Here is a 23,234-nt window from a genome sequence, read left to right as displayed (position 1 = left end):
TAATTACACTGATAGTAGGAGGTCTCTTTTAGTTATGAAAGAATTTATTTCAGATTTCAAAAAGCTTGTTAAGTTGAGACTTACGTTGACGGTTGTATTTTCTGCGTCAATTGCTTTTCTGATAGGATCAAAACAACAGGGTGATATATTCTGGTTCAATTGGTTATTGTTGACTATAGGTGGTTTTCTGGTGACAGGTTCTGCTAATGGTTTTAATGAGATCATTGAAAAGGATTTGGATAAACTGATGAAACGTACGGAGGACAGACCGTTGCCATCAGGCCGCATGACAACAGGACAAGCTTTGGTATTAAGTGTCTTTATGGGCATCTTAGGAACCTTGGTGCTTGTTCGCTTAAACTTTGTCGCTGGTCTGCTGTCGGTTTTCTGTATTCTTCTTTACGCATTTATCTATACACCATTAAAAAGAAAATCACCAATAGCAGTGTTTGTCGGCGCGTTTCCGGGTGCATTTCCGCCATTAATTGGATATTATGCAGCCTTTTCGCAAGACGATTTAGCCTACTATAGTGGACATAATGAAGCGGCAATTATTATTATTCCCTTTGTGTTGTTTGCTATTCAATTTTTATGGCAGTTTCCGCATTTCTGGGCAATTGCTTGGGTTGTGGATGATGACTATAAATTAGCGGGTTTTCGCTTATTGCCGACGACAAAACGTGATAAGATATCGGCTTTTATGGTATTCATTTCAGGTTTGTTTATGATACCTGCAGGTTTTATACCGTATCATTTTGGCTTTGGTGGAATTTGGTTTACGATTGTATCTGTGGTCGGAGGAATAATGTTTGGTTATTACGGTTATTTGCTGTTTAAGAATTGTGATATTCCTTCAGCAAAGAAAGTGATGTTTACCTCATTTATCTATTTGCCTGTGACACAACTCGTATTATTGCTTAACTTTATTCCGTTGAAATAATGTTAGATATACAAGCACAAACTGACGAGAAGTTAGTACAGAGAAAAGCCCAAAAGTTCAACCTATGGTTGGGTATGTTGGGGATGTTCATGATGTTTGCGGCGTTATCCAGTGGTTTCATTGTATATACAGCGAGCGGTGTGGACAAAGGGATTAAGACCCTATTGCCAAATGCACTTTTATATAGTACCTTGGTGATTGTGGTTAGTAGTCTAACGATGTTTTTAGCCCATAGAGCGGCTAAAAATGGCGAGTCTTCCAAACAGCGGTTGTTTTTGATAGCAACTTTTATTTTGGGAGTTGTATTTTTTGCCTTGCAAGTTCATGCTTGGAATGTATTGATCGATAGGGGTGTTTATTTTGTGAATAACAATGCATCGCAATCTTTTATTTACGTTTTTATATGGATGCACTTGGCGCATATTATTGCGGGGTTGATCGTTTTGATTGGCGCGATTATAGGAATTAACAAACTTCCTAAAGACGGCAATCTTTTCCGCATGGATCTTGCCAGTATTTTTTGGCATTTTCTCGATCTTTTATGGATTTATATATATGTTTTCTTACTTTTGAATCAATAATAGTAAACAATGAGTACAACAGTATCGCAATTGGATAAGGTAAAAACTGGTCCATGGAATGGTGGAAAATCACCTTGGAACTTAGAGTATGGAAAAATCATGATGTGGTTTTTCTTGGTAGGGGATGCCTTCACATTTTCTGCATTTTTGGTTTATTATGGCGCGCAACGATTTTCACACGCTGTATGGCCGGATCCTGATAAGGTTTTTCAATCTATTCCAGGAATTACTGACGGGGGACAACCCTTAGTATTTGTCGGTTTAATGACGTTTATTTTGATTATGTCTTCAGTAACTATGGTGTTGGCGGTTGAAGCTGGACATCGTAATTCGAAGCATGAGGTTGTTAAATGGATGTTATGGACAATCTTAGGTGGTCTTTGTTTCGTTGGTTGTCAGGCTATCGAGTGGACTCACTTACACCACATGGGTTTCTGGTTTGGTAAAAACCCTGCAACAGGTTTGGAAGGTGATGCCATTAAAACAGCATTGATGCCATATTTTACGCATGATATTTCTTATACTTCAGCGTTGCAATTTGCTAACCTGTTCTTTACAATTACTGGTTTTCACGGATTCCACGTTACTGTGGGTATTATTTTAAATATCATCATCCTATGCATGACTTTAAATAATACATTTGAAAACCGTGGTTCTTACTTAATGATCGAAAAAGTAGGTTTATATTGGCACTTTGTGGATTTAGTATGGGTATTTGTATTTACATTCTTCTACTTAATCTAATTACGCAATAAATAATTTTAGATAGCTATGTCACAATATCAAGATAATATCGCTCATGGAGAGCATGCTCACGAAGGTGGGATGGATAAAAAAGCCATCTGGAGAGTATTTGGAGTGCTTTTAGCGCTTACTTGTCTGGAGTTCTTAATTGCATTGGGCTTTGTGCACCATTGGCAAATTCTAACTAAAGGGGCGTTAGTAAATACTATTTATATCGTGCTTACTTTAGTTAAAGCTTATTATATCGTTGCATTCTTTATGCACTTGAAATTCGAGAAGTCGAGCTTCATTGTTACCGTTGCAATTGTCTTTATTTTTATTATTTATTTTATTGTCCTGATGTTGGTTGAGGGAGGTTTCTTGGCAGGTGCTTTTCAAGAGCATCAATTGTTTCCAAATAAATAGATAAAGTGGATAATGGATAATAATACTGGACAAAAGAAAGGTATTAAAACTATATTGATCCTGGCAGTAATTCTTTTACTGCCGGGATTTTTATATTTTATACTAAATAAAAGCGGCTCGAATAGCTACGCCTCCTTACCAATTTTTGGGAAAAAGGAAGTGCCTGGAACAACACATCGAAAATGGGGACGTGATATTCCCGATACCATCTACCATACGGTGACGCCTGTTGATTTTGTGAATTACGATGGTAAGAAAGTGCATTTGTTGGACAATGATACAACACTCTCTGTAGTCCACCTGATGTATTCTAGGGACGCTTCCTTATCAAGGACAATGATTAAGCGATTAGATCAAATTGCTAATCGGTTTATTCAGAATCAGAAAGTTAAGTTATATTCTATCACGGTTGATACAGCCTATGATACACCTGATGTATTAGCGAAATACGCGAAAGTTTACAATCCCTGGACCAAATCTTGGTTTTTTGTGACAGATCCTTCTGTTGATATCTTTAAATTTGCTAAAGAAAGTCTATTGCAGGACGCGCTTGTCAACAATGATGGCAATAAACCATTCATTATTGGCTCTAATTATCTTTTACTCGATACAAAAGGACGTATAAGAGGGATATATGACATCAACGTAAAGACAGATGTCGACCGCCTGGAAGATGAAATTAAATTATTATTGGTCGAGGAAATCCGAAACCATCCAGCAACAATAGAACAAAAAAGATAGTTATATCATGGAAGAGAGTTTGAATAAAGAAAAAAAGTACAGTAAATGGATTTGGTTGTTATCTATCGTTATACCGATAGTGGTTGCTATCCTCTTTACAGTGAATTTACAAAAGCTGGGTTATGATGTAAAACCGCTAACATTTTTACCCCCTATCTACGCGGCTATCAATGGGATTACTGCTGTATTACTGTTTTGGGCTGTGGCTGCGATAAAAAAGGGTAATAAGCCCTTGCACGAGCGTTTGATCAAATTGTGTATTGCTTGCTCTTTAGTTTTCCTGGCGATGTATGTCGCTTATCACATGACTTCAATCGAAACAAAATATGGTGGCGAGGGAATTTTGAGACCGATCTATTTCTTTATCCTGATTACGCATATCTTGCTTTCTATCATTATCATCCCTTTTGTGCTTTTTACTTTTGTAAGAGGTATATCCGGTTCTTACGAGCGTCATAAAAAGCTTGCCCGCATTACTTATCCAATGTGGCTTTACGTGGCTGTTACCGGTGTGATAGTTTATTTAATGATTTCTCCGTATTATATCTGTTAGTGAGAAAGGGGCGGGGTGCAACGGATTCGATGTGGGGGATCTGGCTTAAAATTGAAATGAAATTGGAAGCGAAGGAGTATATATTCCAGCCATTCAAGAGTATAAACAGCGTAGGATTAATCAGCCGATTTGTATCGGCTAGATGGATCTTTAAAAAATCATTTGCATATGAAGCGTATCTGGATTTATCAGGCAGATCGTCTGCTAACGGCAGCAGAGGGACAGGAGATTGTTACTGACCTAGAAGCTTTTGCTGAACAGTGGAAAGTACATGGAAAACCACTTTCTGCTTCCGCAGAATTGCGGGATAATCTTTTTATTATCCTTAAGGTGGACGAGGAAGTGGCGGCTGCATCAGGTTGTTCTATTGATAGTTCGGTTCGATTTTTAAAAGGAGTTGAATCGAAGTATGGTATTCAACTATTTGATCGCATGCAATTTGCATATAAAGGGGATCAAGGAATAGGCGTGGTTAACCGTGACGGATTTGAGAAGCTACTGGCAGACGGTACCATCAATGATAATACCTTAGTATTTGATAATACTATTACCCATGAACATCAAATGGAGAATGCTTGGGCAGTGCCCTTCCATCAAAGCTGGCATAAACGACTTTTTAAATAAGTTGTAAACAAGTATAAAAGAAAGGCCATATGTAATTGTGGCCTTTCTTTTTGATCTATAGATCTGTATTGCTTCTCTTTCTGATTGGTCCGCCGAATGGCGATAGCTTCGCTTATTCAGGAATAGTATAATGGTGCATGTATTTTGCAATCGCATTTGCGCGTCTATTGACATAAGCAGAAGGGTTACGGGCATCCCATTCTCTTGGGTTTGGCAGTATGGCTATAATCAATGCGGCTTGTTTTTTTGAAAGATTGCTGCCTGTTTTACTAAAATAATACGACGCTGCCGCATCGGCACCATAAACTCCCTGTCCCATTTCAATCACATTGAGATAAACTTCGAGGATGCGTTTCTTGCTCCAGAATGTTTCTATAAGAATTGTAAAGTAGGTCTCGAAACCTTTTCTTAACCAGGAGCGCCCTGGCCATAGAAAGACATTTTTGGCGACCTGCTGACTGATTGTACTTCCGCCGCGTAATTTCTTTCCCTGTGCATTTTTTTTAATGGCATTCTGAATCCCTTGCATGTCGAATCCCCAGTGTGTCATAAAGTGAGCATCTTCTCCTGCAATGGCCGCTAACTTGAGGTTGTCCGAAAGTTCATCGTAATCCAGCCAGTTTTTTTCCAGTTTAAATCCTTTGCCCTGCTCTTTTAGTTCAAACCCACGTTGAATCATCAACCAGGTGATGGGAGGATTGACGAACCTTAAGCTAATGACCCAAAAGAGTGAAATACCAATAAAATAGAGCACTACCCGTGTCGCAATGCGCAGGATCGGAGATTTTATGGACTTCAATGGGTTGAAGGATTTTTTTTTGAAGGTATTTTGTTGTTTGCTGGACGTATTTTGTTTACCAGATCTTTTGATGGCCATGACTAATTTTTTTCGGATACAAACTTAGCTTATATTCTTGTTTAATGGAAATGATTTTGTCGAGAAGTTGAGGGTATCGTTTGCCAAAGCGACGATATTATCCTATTTTTACGCTTCATAAAAATTGATTTACAAGTTGGCAAAAGAAAAGAAAGTGACCCCATTGATGCAACAGTATAATGCGATCAAGATTAAATATCCTGGAGCGTTATTGTTGTTCCGTGTTGGCGATTTTTACGAGACATTTGGTGAGGATGCAATCAAAGCTGCCCAGATTTTGGGCATTGTTTTGACGAAGCGTGGTAATGGCTCGGAATCGGAAACCGCGTTGGCTGGTTTTCCTCATCATTCGTTGGAGACCTATCTTCCAAAATTGGTGCGTGCCGGCCAACGGGTGGCGATCTGTGATCAGTTGGAGGATCCTAAGACGACAAAAACAATCGTTAAGCGTGGTGTGACAGAGTTGGTTACCCCTGGCGTTTCCTACAATGACAATATTGTTCAGCAGAAATCGAATAATTATTTAGCGTCAATCTTTATCGAAAAAGAGCGGATCGGTATTTCTTTTCTTGATATTTCAACAGGCGAATTTTTGGTTGCTCAGGGAAGTGTTACCTATATCGATAAATTGCTTCAAGGTTTTAAGCCAACGGAAGTCATTCTTTCCAAAAAACAGAGCAAGGATTTTGCGGAGCAGTTTGGGTCGCATTACTATACTTATTTTCTTGACGAATGGCCGTATACGGGAGACTATGCTACAGAAACATTATTGAAGCATTTTGAGGTTTCGTCGATGAAAGGGTTTGGCGTTGATCGGATGCCTGCGGGGATTGTTGCTGCCGGTGTAGCTTTACATTACTTAAACGAGACCGAGCATCGTAACCTACAACACATTTCTACGCTTTCGCGTATCGAAGAAGATCGTTTTATGTGGCTGGATCGCTTTACGATCCGCAATTTGGAATTAATCGGTTCGTTGAATGAAAATGCTGTCACCCTTTCTGATGTATTGGATCATACATCCAGTCCAATGGGAGCGCGCTTGCTCAAGCGCTGGATTGTGATGCCGTTAAAAGACAAGAAAAGTATTCAGGAACGATTGAATGTGGTGGATTTCTTTGTTGCTGATCGCAATTTAAGGGATGAGTTGATTGGTCAGATCAAGCAGGTGGGGGATCTTGAACGCCTAATTTCCAAGATAGGACTACAAAAAGCGAATCCGCGGGAAATCGTGCAATTAAAACGGGCTTTATATGCGATAGAAAAGTTGAAGGAACTTACAGATCGTAAAGATGCCAACGCGCTACAGACCATATCGGAGCAATTGGATGCTTGTACAGTTATCCGGGAAAGAATAGAGCTGCAGGTTCAGGCCGAGCCCCCAGTGGCAATCAATAAGGGTAGCGTAATTGCTGATGGCGTTGATCCGGAATTGGATCGATTGCGTAAAATTGCCTTTGGCGGTAAGGATTATTTGCTTGAGATTCAAAAAAGGGAAGCAGAACTCACTGGAATTCCATCCTTGAAAATTGCATTCAATAATGTCTTTGGTTATTACCTGGAGGTTACCAATACCCATAGGGATAAGGTTCCTACGACGTGGATACGTAAACAGACGCTGGTGAATGCTGAACGTTACATTACGGAGGAACTGAAAGAATATGAAGAACAGATTCTAGGTGCTGAGGAGAAGATCCAAGCACTGGAGAATAGATTATATGCAGAGCTATTGCTTTCCATTGCTGAATATATCAAACCTATTCAGCTCGATGCACAGCTGATCGCTAAGCTGGATGTGCTGCTTAACTTTGCGGTTGTAGCAGAGAAAAATTATTATGTAAAGCCTGAAATCAGCGAGAGCAAGATCTTGGATATTAAAGGCGGAAGACACCCTGTCATTGAAAGAAACCTGCCAATAGGCGAGGACTATATTACCAATGATACCTTCTTGGACCCAAAGACACAACAGATTATTATTATTACGGGGCCTAATATGGCCGGTAAATCGGCGTTACTCCGTCAGACTGGATTGATCGTGTTGATGGCGCAAATTGGTTGTTTCGTACCGGCAAAAGAAGCAAAGATCGGTCTGGTTGACAAAATTTTCACCCGTGTGGGCGCTTCAGATAATCTTTCTTCTGGAGAATCTACGTTTATGGTAGAGATGAATGAGACGGCGAGCATCATGAATAATTTATCAGACCGTAGTCTCATTCTTTTAGATGAAATCGGTCGTGGTACCAGTACCTATGACGGTATTTCTATTGCTTGGGCTATTGCTGAGTTTTTACACAATAATCCCGCAGCCAAAGCAAAAACATTGTTTGCAACGCATTACCATGAATTAAATGAGCTGACAACTTCATTGGATCGTATTAAAAATTATAATGTGACGGTGAAGGAAGTCAATAACAAAGTTATTTTCTTGCGGAAGCTCGTTCCAGGAGGCTCAGAACATAGTTTTGGTATTCATGTGGCAAAGCTCGCGGGGATGCCACAAAAGTTGCTGAATCGTGCCAACCAGATCCTGAAAAGATTGGAGCAGGAGCGAACTGGTGGGGAGCAGATTAAGGATAGTATGCGTAAGATTCAGAAACAGGCCTACCAATTGCAAATGTTTTCCATTGATGATCCTGTCTTGAATAAGATCAGGGATATGCTGAATAATCTGGATGTTAATTCGCTTACTCCAGTTGAGGCATTAATGAAGCTGGATGAGATACAACGCCTGCTAAAGAATTAAATCTTCTTTTGGACTTGTACACCTGATCTCAAGTGGGACTTGTTTTCTTCGATTTGAACACGCCAGATCATGTTTTTTAAAACAGAACATCATCTGGCGTATTTTTTTCTGAAAGTGCCTGATCTTATTGGTTAGAGAGAACCTTGAGCTCGCTTTCATTGTTGTTGATGTCTGCGAAGTCATGAAAGTTTTTGAAGGGCTATTGCTTAAAACCTGAAAAATAGTTCCAAGCTTCCGTAATTCGCCTGTATTGGGATCAATACCTTACTGCTGGCATCATAAGGCGCGTAATGATAGCCGAGTTCGAAACCAATGTACTTTTGGTTTTTCATGCGAAATAGGGATGCGAGACCAAGTCCTAAGTGCACATTATTGATGGTTACCATACGATCGGTGTATCCACCATCATAATAATAACCATCCGGATCATAATAACCAGAGGAATAAGCGCTTTCTGTAATACCGGTATCTGTAATATCTATGCCAAGGATACCTTTTGGAATCAGTATACATTTGTCGTTGTCAAAAACTTTGTAACCTACAGCACCGCCCATAAATGCGGTCGCTGAAGAATTGACCGAAACATTGGAGCCCTCGTAATTGTAATCAATATTGCGGTCGTTTGAGTTGATGCGCACCTTGAAGCCACCTTCAAAAATAAATTTTCTTTCCAGCGAGCTCGTCAGCATAAATCCAAAGCTTATGTTGGTTCCGAAAATTTTGTTGGCTCCACCAAGTGGGGTGACTACGCCGATTGAAGGAACATAGCCAAGTTTGGCTTTTTGTCTATCTCTGTACACTTTGGGTGCTGGAAACCGCTGTTGATTATCTTGTTCATCAGCTTGTCGGTCTTGCTCGGCACTGGAAACGTCAGTATCTGAAAAAAGCAGTAAAATATCTTTTTCCTGATCCGTTAACGTGTAACTGTCAGAAACAAGGAGTGCTTGTGCCCTTACTTTGATGAGGCCATCCAGTGGGTGCCGCAATGGGTAAAAATTGTATTTTTCCTTATGCTGTTCGTATTGCGTTGAGAAATCGTCCTGGTCTGCCGCATCCAGTCTTTGTAGAAAGCTTTTATCAAATTGACTGTTCCAATAGAGGTCAATCGCTGCAGCACTATTTTTCTTTTCAATGATTTGCATAAGGATGCGTAACCTTTGTACAAATTCATTGATACCACAGCTTGCCTCTATGCTATTAAGTAAAGGGTCAATTTTGTCAAAGTCATTGTTGTTTAAGGCTTGTGTCAATAGGGGAAGTGTCTCAACGGTATATCGTTCACAATTTTCCTGTCCATACAATAGTTTTGTGGGAAGGACACAGCTCATAATCAATATCATAAGAGCAAGCTGACGGATATTCATGGCTTATATAGATTTGTTGCTGACTAAATTAGCAAATAAATCGCAGGTTACATGGGTTTGTTTGTGCCAAAGGTCCTAAAAGTTTTATCTTTGGCGTATGGCGTCGATATTTCGGTTTAAACAATTTGAGGTTGATCAGTCTGACTGTGCGATGAAGATCAATACAGATGGTGTTTTGTTGGCTTCATTGTCGGAGATAGAACCTGTAGAACGTGTCTTAGATGTGGGCACAGGCACTGGAGTCATTGCCTTGATGTTGGCTCAGCGTCTTGGGAATAGCCAGATAGAAGCTGTTGAAGTCGACGCTTTGGCTGCGTTGATGGCGGATAAAAATTTTCGCAATTCCATTTTCCGTGAACGCCTAACGCTACATGCTAGTTCCTTTCAGCAACTGGATACAACAGGAAATTATGATTTGATTGTATCAAATCCACCTTTTTATACGGATTCGTTGCATAATCCGGATGAACGGAGGAAACTGGCTAGACATACGGATCTGGATTTTTTCTTTGAACTGTTGGATTTCGCCTCTATACGCTTATCGAATCGGGGGAAATTAATCCTTATCCTTCCAGCGGCATTAGCGGATACCTTAGTCAGTATTTCTACAGAAAGAGGTTTACATTGTTCTACTGAAGTTCGGATAAGTTCCTTTGAAGGAGAATCGGTGCTACGTAAGATCGTAACGTTTGAACGGAGACCTGTTGAGTCGGTTGCAGTACGTGAGTTTGTTATTTATGCTGCTAAAGGTATTTATTCAGAAGCATATCGCACGGCCCTGGCACCTTATTTTTTAGCTTTTTAAATGATGACAAAGATCGGATTACTCTCAGATACACATTCTTTTTTAGATGAAGCGGTATTTACTCATTTTGCAGCCTGCGACGAGATTTGGCATGTAGGCGATTTTGGTGATGTGGATGTTGCAGATCGGTTGGCGGCTTTTAAACCGCTGCGCGGAGTTTTTGGTAATATTGATGGTCAAGAAATTCGTTTACAATTTCCAGAAGATTTGAGGTTTAGGTGTGAGGAAGTGGACGTCTTTATGACACATATTGGTGGTTATCCCGGGAAATATGCTGCACGTATTAAAGGAGAATTGATGAAAAATCCGCCAAAATTATTTATTACTGGACATTCCCATATTCTAAAGGTTATCTTCGATCCTAAGATTCAATGCCTCCACCTTAATCCAGGTGCAGCGGGTAAGCAGGGCTGGCATAAAGTGAGGACGTTAATGCGGTTTGATATCAATAAAGATAAAATTGAGAACCTAGAGGTTATTGAACTCAAAGACCGTTAAGTCACCCAGACTCTTCTTTAGTGTTTTTTGTGAATAGACAGACGAACAATACTTTGGGTAATGGCGAAGAGATCGTGCGGTACATTTGGTTCCAGTGTCACTAACATGCCTTTTGTTAGACTGATTTTGCTTCCGTTAACACCAAAATCAATATTGCCTTCGACAATTTCTACAATAATTGATGCAGCTGTTTTATGTTCCTTTAGATATTGCCCTTCTGCAAAAGTCAAACGATATTCTTTGCTGCCATTTGTTTCTAGGAGAAGGTCCATTTTGGGCTTCTTGTCCTGGAAAGTGACGTTTTGAAAAATAGATGCTGTCTGCATGATCGTAGTACTATTATCTGTTGTTGCTAATATTTTATCCCCACTTAGGATAGGCGGGAAGAATTGGGTCAAAATAACGGAAAAATTCCTATTGGGGGAGTTTTAAATAGAAGTTTCTCAGGTACTACAGTGAGTCACGAACTTCAAGAAGAAAGTTCTTCAAACGCTCCAATGAATCTACAACACGTTGATTTTCTTTTGCCTCAGATTTGTTGTCACGCAGGTAATCACGTGCCCCCTGTAGTGTATAACCTTTATCTTTAACCAAATTGAAGATGATCTTTAAATTGGCAATATCTTCTTGCGTAAATAAGCGATTACCCTTTTTATTTTTCTTAGGCTGTAGAATATCAAATTCACGCTCATAAAAACGTATCTGGGATGCATTTACATCAAACATTTCTGTAACTTCTCCCATTGTATAATACAATTTATTTATTTCACGCTCTTTGTACGGCATATCTTCACAATTAATCTATAGCAAACTTAATAAAAATTCCTATTCAAAAAGAAATTTTTGCGATCTCTTATCGGATCAAGGACTGAACGATAGGGATATAGTACAATTCATAAGAAGCCAATAATAATTGTGTATAAAGGTAAATTTTTCTAAGTTTGATTCGTTTGAAAACGGTCTGGACTTCTTATATGATTATAGTTAGCAAATTTTGGACGAATTTCTTCTCTTTTGGAAAAGCCAATGCAATTACTATTTATCCTTTTATCTTTCTGAAAAGTACTTTTTTTAAACAGAAGGACGACTTGATTCGTCATGAGCGTATACATTTGCGACAAGCGCTTGAATTAGGTATTCTCTTTTTCTATGTTTGGTATCTTCTTGAATTTGCCGTTCATTTTATTCAATTTCGGGATTTTGATAAAGCGTACCGGCGTATTTCGTTTGAGCGGGAAGCTTATGAGAAGGAGGGTGAAACGGATTATCTGTCCAAAAGAAAAATATGGGCTTTTTGGCGATATCTTTAAAAAGACGGTTGATTTATACGTTCTATATATCCGACAAGAGGTCGCAGGCACAACAGTTATGGGGCGAAAAAAGAAAGCGGTACCAAGAATATTCTTGGCACCGCTTTCTTTTATATCCTGACAATGATTATCCCACTAATTTAAGGTAGGTAGCCACTTGGTTTTTTAACTGTCTACGGTCGACAATGAAATCCAAAAATCCATGCTCGAGCACGAATTCCGAAGTCTGGAATCCTTTTGGAAGATCCTTTTTAATTGTTTCTTTAATGACACGGGGTCCGGCAAATCCGATTAACGCACCAGGTTCTGCGATATTTATATCACCCAACATCGCGTAAGATGCTGTAACTCCCCCTGTAGTAGGGTCGGTCAATAAACAAACGTAAGGAAGTTCTGCTTTTGCCAATAACGCTAATTTAGCCGAAGTTTTAGCCATTTGCATCAATGAAAATGCGGCTTCCATCATCCGTGCACCACCTGATTTGGATATTAACATAAATGGAATTTTATGCTCAATACAGTAATCTATCGAACGCGCGATTTTTTCGCCAACGACAGATCCCATGGATCCGCCGATGAAACTAAAGTCCATACAAGCAATAACAATGTCTTGACCATTCATTTTTCCATGGCCAGAACGTAAAGCATCTTTAAGACCTGTTTTGGCTTGACTTTCCTTTAAACGTTCAGGGTATGGCTTTGAATCGAAAAATTCTAATGGATCACCAGAATTTAGATTAGGAAATAGTTCTGTGAATTCGTTATTATCAAATAAAATTGAAAAATATTCTTTGGAGCCAATTCTTAAGTGGTGGCCACAATATTGACAAACATAGTCGTTTTCTACTTGTTCAAGATGCAACAATGGTTTTTTACATGTAGGACATTTGTTCCACATACCATCAGGTGCTTCTTTTTTATTAGCGGTAGCTGTGCTAATACCAGCTTTTTCTCTTTTAAACCAACTCATACGATAGTTCTTATTCGATTACAAACTTATATAAATTTGCTTTTATATACAATTATAATTGTGTTGAATGTACATGCCAAGCGATTAAAACTCCTTGTGTAACAGGGCTTCTATAAATAGGGGAAATGCGGGTAACAATTGGGATATACATGGTATTTAGCTGATTATTAGGTTAGAATTGAATTTTGGACCGGAAGATTAGTCAAAAAAAATGGGCATAAAAAAAGGGTAAGCTACTCCTATCGCACCGCTCAACCAAATACCCTTGCTTTGTTCCCAACCTGGGGGAGTCAATGGGAGCTGGTCGTAGAAGACTTACCCGCCACAAAAGTAGAAAAAAAAACAGTTTTAGGAAAGAAAAAACACCTTTTTATCTTATTCGGTTGATTATCATGGCAATAAATTGCATTTGATATCTTTTCATAGCACCAATTTATGGCGGAGTAGATTTGGTATTTGTGTAAAACAGCTAAAAATGGCGTGAAAAAAGCGCTTGACGAAGTCCATTTGCCGTAAATGTTCTTTTCAAAATGTCGGAAAGTTGCATTATCTGACGTATAGGAGATCGACTTTGAATAAGCATAATCGGCTAATTTTGCCTATTCAAAGTCGATCTCATTTTTGGGACTACATTTTTTCTTGATCGTATTCGCCCAATAGGGAATAATAGCCAAATAAACCGAGTCCAATGGAGATTATGGGGGTCAAGATGCACAGGATAATGATTCCAAAAACGAGATCTTCCTGATGTCCCGTTGATATCTTTGGCAGGGCCAGTTCAAAAATGGAAAAATAAGCAGTAAACAATGCTAAAACGATCCAAAGTATGCCGAGGAATTTTTTGAGATTATTCATGGGGTGCTGAAGTTGATTTGTTGTTGATATAAATACTGCCTATGATAAAACATACAATGGCAATGATAATAGGGTACCATAAACCTGCAAGATAGAATTGCGGGGTATTGGAAGCTTCGGCATTTGTCGTTAAATATGTCGATACAGCCGGAAGGAGTCCGCCGAATATTCCATTGCCAACATGATAGGGTAAGGACATGGATGTGTAGCGGATTTTTACGGGGAACAGTTCAACAAGGAATGCTGCAATGGGGCCGTACACCATCGTAATATAAATCACTTGTATAAAGATCAGCAGGACGAGCAGCATATAGTTTTTGCCTGCAATATGGACTGTGGTTTTGGTTGTTTGCTGCCCTTTCAGTTTACCGGATTGATGAATCATGCTGGCTCGAGTAACTTCCGTTTGGTCCTCATATTGTGTTTTGATGATGGAAATGGTTTCTGCAGTTTGTAATCCATGAGGGTTCTCCGTTGTTTCGTTCACCTTGACTTTCTGTTCGGTATTGGAAAGTTGGTACATGGATTCGTAAATCGGACGATAGGTCAATACGGCAAGTAACATCCCGCCAAGCATGATCCATTTTCGCCCAATTTTGTCACTAAGCCATCCAAATACGACAAAAAATGGCGTTCCCAAGAGTAAGGCGATACCGAGGATGGTATCGGCTTGGTCAGATTGGAGGTGCATGACTGTTTTCATGAAACTCATCGAGTAAAACTGTCCGGTGTACCAAACAACGCCCTGTCCCATGGCTGCACCAAATAGCGCGAGCAGCACAAATTTGAGGTTGTAGCGGTTGCCAAAACTTTCTTTTAGCGGATTTGTACTTGTTTTCCCTTCCGCTTTGGCCTTGCTAAATTCGGGTGACTCCTTCATTTTCTTACGGATGAGATAGGAAACATATACCATCACCAAAGAGAGGAGGAAGGGAAGCCGCCATCCCCAGGAATCAAATTGTGATTCGCTGAGAAAGCCTTTGGTAAGGAGGATGACGACCAGAGATATGAAAAGGCCAAAAGTAGCTGTTGTTTGTATCCAGGATGTCCAATAGCCCCGCTGGCCCAATGGAGCATGTTCGGCGACGTAAGTTGCCGCACCGCCATATTCTCCGCCTAGGGCAAGACCTTGCAAGAGACGAAGGATCAACACGAGCAGCGGTGCCCAAAAACCGATACTTTCATAACTGGGGATGCAACCGATGAGAAATGTTGCGCCGCCCATGAGCATTAAAGTTACCATAAACGTATATTTTCGACCGATAATATCGCCTAGTCGGCCAAAAAATAGAGCGCCAAATGGCCGGACGACAAATCCTGCAGCAAATGTGGCTAGGGTGGAAAGAAAAGCAGCAGTTGGATTTTCTGCCGGAAAGAATTTGGTGGAAATTACAATGGATAGGCTGCCAAAAATGAAAAAATCATACCATTCAATAAGCGTTCCCATGGAGGAGGCTCCGATGACTTTCCAGATGCTTTTTGTATTGTTTTCGTTCATTAATTTTTGGTTTTTGGTTGGATATAAATGTACATTTTAATTGCGCTCCAAACGGCATTTCGGCGCTGTTGCATGATCGAAAAAGAGCTAATTCTTTTGAATTTCGGTCTGTCCGACTATTTTATAGCGTTTTCCGGGTAGGCTGTGAATGAGTGACTGCATTTCAAGTTCCAATAGGATTAAGGCCAATTTACTTTGTGGCCATTTTGTGAGGTCAATCATATGGTCTATTTCTAATTGTCCCTTTTGCTGAATGAGCGTAAAAAGGAGTTGTTGATCTTTTGTCAATGTCAAAGGAAGGCTAAGCTGTTGACCAACAGCTTTTGTACTGATTTCCCAATTCATGAGGTATTCCAGATCCTGAAGACCTCTAATCATATGCGCGCGGTTGGTTTTGATGAGGTAATTGGTGCCTTCAGAACTTTTTTCGTAAACGGCGCCTGGAAAGGCACATACATCGCGATTGTAGCTGTTGGCTATTTCGGCGGTAATCAAAGCACCTCCTTTAATTGCAGCTTCTACAACAATGGTGACATCCGCCATACCGGCTATGATGCGATTGCGCATAGGGAAGTTACTGCGTTCAGGTAATGTGTTGGATGTAAATTCTGTCAATAAACCTCCTTGATCTAGCATTTTTGTGGCAAGTTCACGATGGGATGCCGGGTAAATGCGATCGAGACCATGCCCTAATACAGCAACGGTGGGAATATTATTTTTTAGTGCGTTGCGATGTGCTAAAGCATCAATACCATAAGCAAGACCGCTTACGATTAAGGTGTCTTTGGAACCATTCATAGCCTCTAGCAGATCTTCGCATATTTTCTGGCCATAGTAGGTTGCATGTCTAGTGCCGACGATACTTATAATTTTTGTGCTGTTGAGTGGCTGATTCCCTTTATAATAGACAACAAGCGGAGCGTCTTCACATTGTCGTAGCCTATTTGGATAATTTTGGTCCCCCAGCCATAACGCTTGTATCTGATGTTTTTCGATAAAAGCAAGTTCTTTTTCACAGGCAGACATATAGCTTTTATTGTGTATGGCTTCTGCGATCGATTCCCGTATCCCAAGAATTTGCATCAAATCTTTTTTTGAGTAAGCAAATAAGTCTGCCAACTCGTGACCTTGGTCAATGATGTTACGCGCTGTCCTAGGGCCAATGCCCTTGATTTTCGTCAAAGCTATGGGATAAATTAGTTTCATAATTGGGTTTATTTAAATATAGGAAAAATATAAGTAGCTGTCATACTTTTTGTTAGAATTGCTTAGGCATATTATGTTTTTAAAGCAATGACAAAGTTCTTAGTCGGAGGCGATCGCGTGTCTGCTCGAAAATCCGCGGATCGCCATGGCATGAATGCGCTTTTCCTAAGCTTATTTGAGATATCAAGGAATGAAATATTGGTCGATTATGGAAAGAAGATGAGGAATTGGTACCTTTGAGCGATTAATGATATTTTAACTATGGAAATGAAAGAACCTTTTGATATTGAATTGGGGGATATAGTTTATTCTGTTTTCCCTGAGGAAGAAGATACGTATGTTATTTTTAAGGATGGTGTGGAATACGTAAAGATTATTAAAGACAATGATACAAACTGGTTGAAACTTAATCCAGAAACGGAGCTTCCTATGTTCGGTATGGATGAAGAAATCAATTTAATTGGCCTAGAAATTAAAAAAGAATTAGGTCTTTAGTTCTCTAAGTTAAAGATAGTTAAATGCTTTTTAATTTTATTTATAGTTGGTTATTTTAGTTTGTCAATTATAAATATGGTACGTATCGGATTTCTATCTTTATTGTTTTTCTGTGTCTATTTCTCATTTAATAGGCAGGGGCTTTTTGCCTATCCAACGGAATTTTATCATCAGGATACCATTGCGAAAAAAGGCAGTCAAAAAGATACTTTACGTTTGGACACTGTTTCGATCAAGCGTAAATCAGCAACGGATAAATGGGAAGAAAAAAAGGAGGAGTATAAGTCGATCTTTTTCTGGGGTGATACGAAAAATATGGTGACCTTGCCTCACCAGGGAGGAATTGCGGTCAATCTGAACAAGCTTTACAATAAATTCAGTCGAAAGGGACGAAATTCGCGGAAGCTTCAACGTCAGTTTGAAAAAGAATACCAACAGGATCTGATTCGCGAGGAATGGTATCCGCTGACTCAGGAATACAGTAAGTTGTCGGGAGATTCTCTGCGCAAATTTAGAATATACTATGAGCCTTCCTTAAAGTGGCTTCGTGAGAATGATCGGTATGAGAAGATTGCTTATATCCATCTGTGTTTAACGAACTACCTGGATTCTGTAGACATTATCCATAGGCGACTTCAATTTCCTATGGGTAATGCCAAACTTTAACTACATAGGTACGTATACCAGGTATTTTGTATCAAAGAAATCTTCTTTAAAGTAACCGGAAAGCGGGTGTAATTCTGCTTTGAGCTTAGATTCTTTGATCTCTTCGGTGAGATCTCCGCCTTTCAAGTAAAGAATTCCATTAGGAATACCGTTTTTATCTTTTTTTGCGAATTTATTCTGTATCCAAGGCGTAAATTCTCCAAGTCTTGTCACAGCTCGTGATATCACAAAATCGTACTTGTCGTCGAGTTGTTCTGCGCGGATATGATCTGCTTCAACATTTTGGAGACCCAGTCCTGCAGCAACTTCGCGTACGACTTTTATTTTTTTGCCGATAGAATCGACCAAATGGAATTTGACTTCAGGAAACATAATGGCCATTGGGATACCTGGAAAGCCCCCGCCGGTTCCCACGTCCAAAATTTGTGTTCCTGGCGTGAGCTCTTGAACAAATTTAGCGATACCTAGCGAGTGTAACACATGGTGCAGGTAGAGGCTATCTATGTCCTTACGTGAAATGACATTGATTTGGCTATTCCAAAATGTATAGAGGTCGGCAAGTTTTGCAAACTGTTCTTTTTGAATATCCGTTAATTTTGGAAAATACTTATAGATGATATCAACTGTTGGATTCAAAGCTTAATGTTTTAAAAGTGAATTATTTCCAGCTTATTTTTTTCTTTTTTCTGCTGAACATGCCATTGATGCAAATATAGAAATAGTAGATGAAGTCTGCCAAAGGTAGCCACCAAATGAGTTCCTTTACTTCTAGTTTTTTATAGATGTTGGCAAATATTATCCATTGTGCAATCAGCCTTAGGAGGTAGGCTGTAACAGGAACATACCAGTACATTGGAAAGGCAATTGCTGTTGCGATAAGGGCGACATAAAAAAGGACGGCTGATACCAGCTGCGTGCCGAGCATGCGCTGATGTCGCTTTTTGTAAATGGTAGAGGCTCCTGAGTGTCTTGCTTTTTGCTTGTAATAGCTCCTCCAGGTCGCTTTGGGTTCCGAATAGACAATGGATTCGGCTGCCAGTGCAATGTTAACGTTGGTCGGATTTGCATTTTGGTTGACAAAAAGATCATCATCGCCAGACTTAATATGCATATGGGCTGCAAAACCTTTGTTACGAAAGAAAAGGTCTTTTTTGTAAGCCATATTGCGTCCTACTCCCATATAGGCATCTCCCTTTAGTGCATAGGCAAAGTAACTCATGGCCGTATGGCTGGTTTCAAATCGAATCAATAGATTTAGCAAGCTTTTTTGCTTAAAATAAGGAGAATAGCCAAGTACAATTTCTGTTTCTGGTCTGAAGGCTGCTGCAATTTCTTTGAGCCATTGATCGGATTGTGGTGCACAATCTGCGTCAGTAAACACCAGTGTCTGGTGCTTTGACGCTTTGATACCCATACTAACGGCAAACTTTTTACCATGTTTCAAGCGAATATGCTCTTTGATATCCACAATCTTTAAATGGGGGTATTTTGCTTCGAACTCATGCAATATCCAGGGCGTATTGTCAGTCGAAAAGTCATTGACCACAATGACTTCAAAATTGGGATAGTCTTGATTCAGTACACTCGGGAGGAATTCCCGAATATTATCCTGTTCATTGTGTGCACAAATAATAACGGACAGCGGTGGGAATTCAGTTCCTTCTTGTACAGTTTCAATTTGATAACCACTCAATTTGCTATATACAAATAAGATGTAGTACAATTGTATCAAGAGGAAAAGACCCAATACTCCGAAAGCAATATATGGAAGATTGGCCAAAAATACGTGAAGGTCAAGCATAGCTCACAAAGATAAGTGCTTTCCGCAACTTTTTTATAGGGGAAAAATGATAATTTATTTTTGAAACATCCTGTTTGCAAATCTTTTTATAGTATTTTTGCAACGTATTCTAGGGATGAATCCGAGCTTGGGTGAAAATTAGAAAAGCTATAACGACTTTTTAAGTTACAACTGACTGAAAATGAGTTTTTAATTTTTTACACCAAATGCCGATATCGCCATGTCCATGGCAAATCATCCTTTAAAATAGAAATAGTCTCAGAGGAAAAATATTAATGAAATTTACGCTACAAGCACAAGATAAATTGTCAAAAGCACGTGCAGGTGTTGTCGAAACTGCACACGGTCCCATTCAAACACCTATTTTTATGCCTGTTGGTACGGCAGGTACAGTGAAAGCAATTCATCAACATGAATTGAAGAACGATATTGAAGCGCAGATTATTCTGGGTAATACGTACCACCTCTATTTACGTCCCGGATTGAATGTGTTGAATAAGGCGGGCGGGCTGCATAAATTTAATGGTTGGGATCGACCTATTTTAACGGATTCCGGTGGTTATCAGGTGTATTCGTTGACCGAAGTACGTAAAATCAAAGAAGAAGGGGTTACCTTTCGTTCCCATATTGATGGATCAAAACATCTATTTACACCAGAGAATGTCATGGATACACAACGTATTATCGGTGCGGATATCATTATGGCATTTGACGAGTGTACGCCTTATCCATGTGATTATGGGTATGCACGTCGTTCTTTGGATATGACCCATCGTTGGCTGAAACGCTGTGTGGATCGTTTTGATAGTACAGATCCGCTTTATGGATATGACCAGACTTTGTTTCCAATCGTTCAAGGATCTGTTTACAAAGATTTAAGGATAAAATCTGCGGAGACTATCGCTTCGTTTAACCGCGAAGGAAATGCGATTGGTGGATTGTCGGTAGGCGAACCGGCGGAAGAAATGTATGCGATGACCGAAGTTGTCTGTGATATCTTACCACATGACAAGCCACGTTATCTCATGGGGGTAGGTACACCGGTAAATATCCTTGAAAATATTGCTTTAGGGGTGGATATGTTCGATTGCGTTATGCCAACCCGTAATGCTAGAAATGGTATGCTTTTCACGCAAAATGGTATTATCAATATCAAAAATGAAAAGTGGAAAGATGATTTTTCACCAATAGAAGCGGAGAGTGATCTGCAGGCAGATCAATTTTATTCGAAAGCTTATCTAAGACATTTGATTAAATCGCAGGAAATTCTTGGAGCACAAATTGCTTCTTTACATAATTTACATTTTTACCTTTGGTTGGTGAATCAGGCTAGGGAACGAATCATTGATGGAACTTTCTACGATTGGAAAAACAAAATGGTGAAAATATTGGATCAACGTTTGTAAAACTAAATAGCTCAAGTTAAAAAAATGCTGTCGTTAATCGATCGTTACATCATCAAAAAGTATCTAAGTACTTTTTTATTCACTATGGCAATATTTACTGTTGTCATGGTGGTTTTTGACGTGTCCGAACGATTGGATGATTTTTTAAAATATCATGCTCCTCTCGATAAGATTATTTTTGAGTATTATGCAGGGTTTATTCCCTTTTACCTAAATTTTCTTTGTCCGCTGATCAACTTTATTGCGGTTATTTTCTTTACCTCAAAGATGGCAGACCAAACCGAAATTGTCCCGATTCTCAGTGCCGGATATAGCTTTAACCGTTTGCTTCGTCCCTACATGATCGCTGCAACCCTAATCTTTGCCATTTCTTTGGTATTTAACATCTTTATTATTCCGAAGACCAATAAGATGAAGGTTGATTTTGAAAATATCTATGTAAAGCCACCTAAGGATAACTCGAGGGTTTCTACCCATATGCAACTGGACAAAAACAGCTATGTTTATATAGACAACTTTGATAATTCTACCAAAACAGGCTACGGATTTGTACTTGAAATTTTCAAAGGGGATACCCTTAAGGAGAAAATGATGGCTGATCGTATTACGTGGGACTCGGTGGCGACAAAATGGAAGATCGAAGGGTATACCAATCGTATTATCAATGGACTACATGAACGCATGGACAAAGGAGCTGTTAAAGACACAACCTTGGATATGAAACCTTCTGATTTTGAGGTACGTGATAATATGTTTACCGCTATGGATACACGCGAATTAAATATTCGTATCCATAAGGAGGAGATCAGGGGAACCGGAGTCATGAACGATTTATTACTGGAGAAATACAAGCGTTACGTATATCCATTTTCAGCTTTTGTATTGACCTTGATGGGTGTGGCACTGTCCTCCAAGAAAGTGCGTGGGGGGATAGGATTGAGTCTTGGTATTGGTATCGCGCTAAGTTTTACGTATATCGTATTTATACAGTTTGCGACTATGTTTTCTTTGAAAGGGGGACTGCCACCGTTGATAGCCGTATTAATTCCGAATGTTACCTTCTTTTTGGTAGCACTATACCTGGCGATAAAAGCGCCAAAGTAATTTTTTGTTAGTTTTCAATAACTTCAGTGAGCCTGCCTTATAAAGGGAAATAATAGGTATTGCTCATCATTTCTATACAAATGTATTCTAGAGAATATGACTAAAATTCAATTAAATCGGAATATTCTAATTCTGCATTTAACAATACTTATTTGGGGATTTACCGGAATTTTGGGTAGCTTGATTTCCGTATCTGCCCTTCATTTAGTGTGGTATCGTGTTGCAATAGCGTCTATCGCGCTGTTGATCTATTTCTTGGTAACTAAACAATCGATTGTAGTTTCGCGGAAACAATTTCTCCAATTTTTTATGGTGGGGGCCGTTGTTGGACTGCATTGGGTATTATTTTTTTATTCGATCAAAGTATCTACCGTATCGGTGACATTGGTCACGCTATCCTCGGTGACTTTATTTACGGCAATATTGGAGCCTATTGTGAATAAAAAGCGTATTGCGCTGTTGGATATTGTTGTTGGTTTGGTCATTATCATCGGTATTTATACAATCTTTTCTTTTGAAACACATTACCTTGTTGGTCTATTGGCGGGGCTTGGCTGTGCGTTTTGCGCGAGTATATTTTCTATCGCCAATGCGCGAATGGTTAAAAAATCGAGCCCGACCTTGATTACGTTCTATGAGATGATGGGGGCATGCTTCTGGATCAGCATATTGATGTTGTTTACAGGAGATTTCAATGCTGAAATGAAATTGGGACAGCAAGATTTAATTTATCTGCTGTTGTTAGGTGTGGTTTGTACGGCGGTGGCCTATGTTATGGGGGTTGCTGTCATGAAGGAATTATCTGCTTTTACTGTTGCGCTGACAACAAATCTGGAACCTGTTTATGGTATTCTGTTGGCGATGTTGATATTTGGACAAAAGGAGACCATGAGCGGTGGGTTTTATCTTGGCGCTTGTATCGTTTTGGGAGCAGTATTCACTTACCCTTATGTCAAAACGAAATTAGAGAATAGACAAAAAGATCTTGTTATTCGTAAATTGCATTAATTGAAATCGGGGCTATCCAATCTTTTTGGATAGCCCCGAT

Annotated in this window: 26 protein-coding genes and 1 other RNA gene; 16 read left to right on the top strand and 11 right to left on the bottom strand. The window is 39.5% G+C overall.

From position 1 onward, the window contains the following. The first annotated feature begins 34 nt into the window (after positions 1-34). From cyoE to B3H30_RS03930, 7 genes are all read left to right on the top strand, one after another. Positions 35-940, top strand: coding sequence for a heme o synthase (gene cyoE, locus B3H30_RS03960; protein ID WP_070563553.1), 906 nt, complete (start codon positions 35-37; stop codon positions 938-940). Further along, positions 940-1,521, top strand: a complete 582-nt coding sequence (locus B3H30_RS03955) for a cytochrome c oxidase subunit 3 (RefSeq protein WP_070563556.1) — start codon at positions 940-942, stop codon at positions 1,519-1,521. Before cyoE ends, B3H30_RS03955 begins: the two co-directional genes overlap by 1 nt. A 9-nt stretch (positions 1,522-1,530) precedes the next feature. Beyond that, positions 1,531-2,265: a cytochrome c oxidase subunit 3 gene (locus B3H30_RS03950; protein ID WP_286833340.1), complete on the top strand. Its 735-nt coding sequence runs from the start codon at positions 1,531-1,533 to the stop codon at positions 2,263-2,265. A gap of 27 nt (positions 2,266-2,292) precedes the next feature. Next, positions 2,293-2,670, top strand: coding sequence for a cytochrome C oxidase subunit IV family protein (locus B3H30_RS03945; protein ID WP_112373816.1), 378 nt, complete (start codon positions 2,293-2,295; stop codon positions 2,668-2,670). Positions 2,671-2,682: 12 nt separating this feature from the next. Then, complete coding sequence (locus tag B3H30_RS03940) at positions 2,683-3,411, top strand: SCO family protein (RefSeq protein ID WP_286803460.1); 729 nt, start codon at positions 2,683-2,685, stop codon at positions 3,409-3,411. A 7-nt stretch (positions 3,412-3,418) separates the two neighbouring features. Then, positions 3,419-3,964, top strand: a complete 546-nt coding sequence (locus B3H30_RS03935; protein ID WP_286833336.1) for a DUF420 domain-containing protein — start codon at positions 3,419-3,421, stop codon at positions 3,962-3,964. A 168-nt stretch (positions 3,965-4,132) separates the two neighbouring features. Continuing rightward, positions 4,133-4,588 carry an ABC transporter ATPase gene (locus tag B3H30_RS03930; RefSeq protein ID WP_112373814.1) on the top strand — a complete coding sequence of 152 codons (456 nt, stop codon included), beginning with the start codon at positions 4,133-4,135 and terminating at the stop codon, positions 4,586-4,588. A gap of 112 nt (positions 4,589-4,700) precedes the next feature. Here the strand turns inward: B3H30_RS03930 and mtgA are convergent, their stop codons facing one another. Beyond that, positions 4,701-5,465, bottom strand: coding sequence for a monofunctional biosynthetic peptidoglycan transglycosylase (mtgA, locus tag B3H30_RS03925; protein ID WP_112373813.1), 765 nt, complete (start codon positions 5,463-5,465; stop codon positions 4,701-4,703). Between the two features lie 136 nt (positions 5,466-5,601). On the opposite strand from mtgA, the gene mutS reads away from it, so the two are divergent. Then, a complete protein-coding gene (mutS, locus tag B3H30_RS03920) occupies positions 5,602-8,208 on the top strand; it encodes a DNA mismatch repair protein MutS (RefSeq protein WP_286728018.1) in 2,607 nt (868 codons plus the stop codon). Positions 8,209-8,414: 206 nt separating this feature from the next. Here the strand turns inward: mutS and B3H30_RS03915 are convergent, their stop codons facing one another. Beyond that, the gene (locus tag B3H30_RS03915; RefSeq protein WP_112373810.1) at positions 8,415-9,572 is read right to left on the bottom strand and encodes a hypothetical protein; all 1,158 of its coding nucleotides are present in this window, start codon (positions 9,570-9,572) and stop codon (positions 8,415-8,417) included. Positions 9,573-9,669: 97 nt separating this feature from the next. Between B3H30_RS03915 and B3H30_RS03910 the strand changes: the two genes are divergently transcribed. Beyond that, complete coding sequence (locus B3H30_RS03910) at positions 9,670-10,377, top strand: tRNA1(Val) (adenine(37)-N6)-methyltransferase (RefSeq protein WP_112373809.1); 708 nt, start codon at positions 9,670-9,672, stop codon at positions 10,375-10,377. A gap of 3 nt (positions 10,378-10,380) precedes the next feature. After that, complete coding sequence (locus tag B3H30_RS03905) at positions 10,381-10,875, top strand: metallophosphoesterase family protein (protein ID WP_286777347.1); 495 nt, start codon at positions 10,381-10,383, stop codon at positions 10,873-10,875. Positions 10,876-10,892: 17 nt separating this feature from the next. On the opposite strand, the gene B3H30_RS03900 is transcribed toward B3H30_RS03905, so the two are convergent. Together B3H30_RS03900 and B3H30_RS03895 are read right to left on the bottom strand one after the other, a co-directional pair. Next, complete coding sequence (locus B3H30_RS03900) at positions 10,893-11,201, bottom strand: cupin domain-containing protein (protein ID WP_286777345.1); 309 nt, start codon at positions 11,199-11,201, stop codon at positions 10,893-10,895. A 124-nt stretch (positions 11,202-11,325) separates the two neighbouring features. Next, positions 11,326-11,661 carry a MerR family transcriptional regulator gene (locus B3H30_RS03895; RefSeq protein ID WP_046674120.1) on the bottom strand — a complete coding sequence of 112 codons (336 nt, stop codon included), beginning with the start codon at positions 11,659-11,661 and terminating at the stop codon, positions 11,326-11,328. A gap of 188 nt (positions 11,662-11,849) precedes the next feature. Here B3H30_RS03895 and B3H30_RS03890 point away from each other — a divergent pair, with 188 nt between their 5' ends. Beyond that, the gene (locus tag B3H30_RS03890) at positions 11,850-12,185 is read left to right on the top strand and encodes a hypothetical protein (RefSeq protein ID WP_070560697.1); all 336 of its coding nucleotides are present in this window, start codon (positions 11,850-11,852) and stop codon (positions 12,183-12,185) included. A gap of 127 nt (positions 12,186-12,312) precedes the next feature. On the opposite strand, the gene accD is transcribed toward B3H30_RS03890, so the two are convergent. From accD to dprA, 5 genes are all read right to left on the bottom strand, one after another. Further along, the gene (accD, locus tag B3H30_RS03885) at positions 12,313-13,155 is read right to left on the bottom strand and encodes an acetyl-CoA carboxylase, carboxyltransferase subunit beta (protein WP_070560696.1); all 843 of its coding nucleotides are present in this window, start codon (positions 13,153-13,155) and stop codon (positions 12,313-12,315) included. Between the two features lie 223 nt (positions 13,156-13,378). Beyond that, positions 13,379-13,476, bottom strand: an RNA gene (ffs, locus tag B3H30_RS03880) — signal recognition particle sRNA small type. Between the two features lie 306 nt (positions 13,477-13,782). Next, positions 13,783-14,010, bottom strand: coding sequence for a DUF6814 family protein (locus B3H30_RS03875; protein WP_070560694.1), 228 nt, complete (start codon positions 14,008-14,010; stop codon positions 13,783-13,785). Continuing rightward, positions 14,003-15,508, bottom strand: a complete 1,506-nt coding sequence (locus tag B3H30_RS03870) for an MFS transporter (RefSeq protein ID WP_070560692.1) — start codon at positions 15,506-15,508, stop codon at positions 14,003-14,005. Before B3H30_RS03870 ends, B3H30_RS03875 begins: the two co-directional genes overlap by 8 nt. 87 nt (positions 15,509-15,595) lie before the next feature. Then, positions 15,596-16,714 carry a DNA-processing protein DprA gene (dprA, locus tag B3H30_RS03865; protein ID WP_070560690.1) on the bottom strand — a complete coding sequence of 373 codons (1,119 nt, stop codon included), beginning with the start codon at positions 16,712-16,714 and terminating at the stop codon, positions 15,596-15,598. 261 nt (positions 16,715-16,975) lie between these two features. On the opposite strand from dprA, the gene B3H30_RS03860 reads away from it, so the two are divergent. Next, positions 16,976-17,209 (top strand): hypothetical protein, encoded by a 234-nt coding sequence (locus tag B3H30_RS03860; protein WP_070560687.1) that lies wholly within the window; start codon positions 16,976-16,978, stop codon positions 17,207-17,209. 75 nt (positions 17,210-17,284) lie between these two features. Continuing rightward, entirely contained in the window at positions 17,285-17,875 is a 591-nt protein-coding gene (locus B3H30_RS03855) for a hypothetical protein (RefSeq protein ID WP_115047236.1), read from the top strand. Here B3H30_RS03855 and rsmG read toward each other — a convergent pair whose 3' ends face one another. Beyond that, positions 17,876-18,511, bottom strand: a complete 636-nt coding sequence (rsmG, locus tag B3H30_RS03850; protein WP_070560683.1) for a 16S rRNA (guanine(527)-N(7))-methyltransferase RsmG — start codon at positions 18,509-18,511, stop codon at positions 17,876-17,878. Positions 18,512-18,533: 22 nt separating this feature from the next. Continuing rightward, positions 18,534-19,676, bottom strand: coding sequence for a glycosyltransferase (locus B3H30_RS03845; protein WP_070560681.1), 1,143 nt, complete (start codon positions 19,674-19,676; stop codon positions 18,534-18,536). Between the two features lie 275 nt (positions 19,677-19,951). Here B3H30_RS03845 and tgt point away from each other — a divergent pair, with 275 nt between their 5' ends. From tgt to B3H30_RS03830, 3 genes are all read left to right on the top strand, one after another. Next, positions 19,952-21,082 (top strand): tRNA guanosine(34) transglycosylase Tgt, encoded by a 1,131-nt coding sequence (gene tgt, locus B3H30_RS03840; protein WP_070560679.1) that lies wholly within the window; start codon positions 19,952-19,954, stop codon positions 21,080-21,082. 27 nt (positions 21,083-21,109) lie between these two features. Then, positions 21,110-22,186 (top strand): LptF/LptG family permease, encoded by a 1,077-nt coding sequence (locus B3H30_RS03835; RefSeq protein ID WP_046674188.1) that lies wholly within the window; start codon positions 21,110-21,112, stop codon positions 22,184-22,186. Between the two features lie 96 nt (positions 22,187-22,282). Further along, a complete protein-coding gene (locus B3H30_RS03830; protein ID WP_070560678.1) occupies positions 22,283-23,194 on the top strand; it encodes a DMT family transporter in 912 nt (303 codons plus the stop codon). Positions 23,195-23,234 lie beyond the last annotated feature (40 nt).

This window comes from Sphingobacterium sp. UBA7038, assembly GCF_002494055.1.
Lineage (GTDB): Bacteria > Bacteroidota > Bacteroidia > Sphingobacteriales > Sphingobacteriaceae > Sphingobacterium > Sphingobacterium multivorum.
This window is presented reverse-complemented; position numbering and strand designations above follow the sequence as displayed.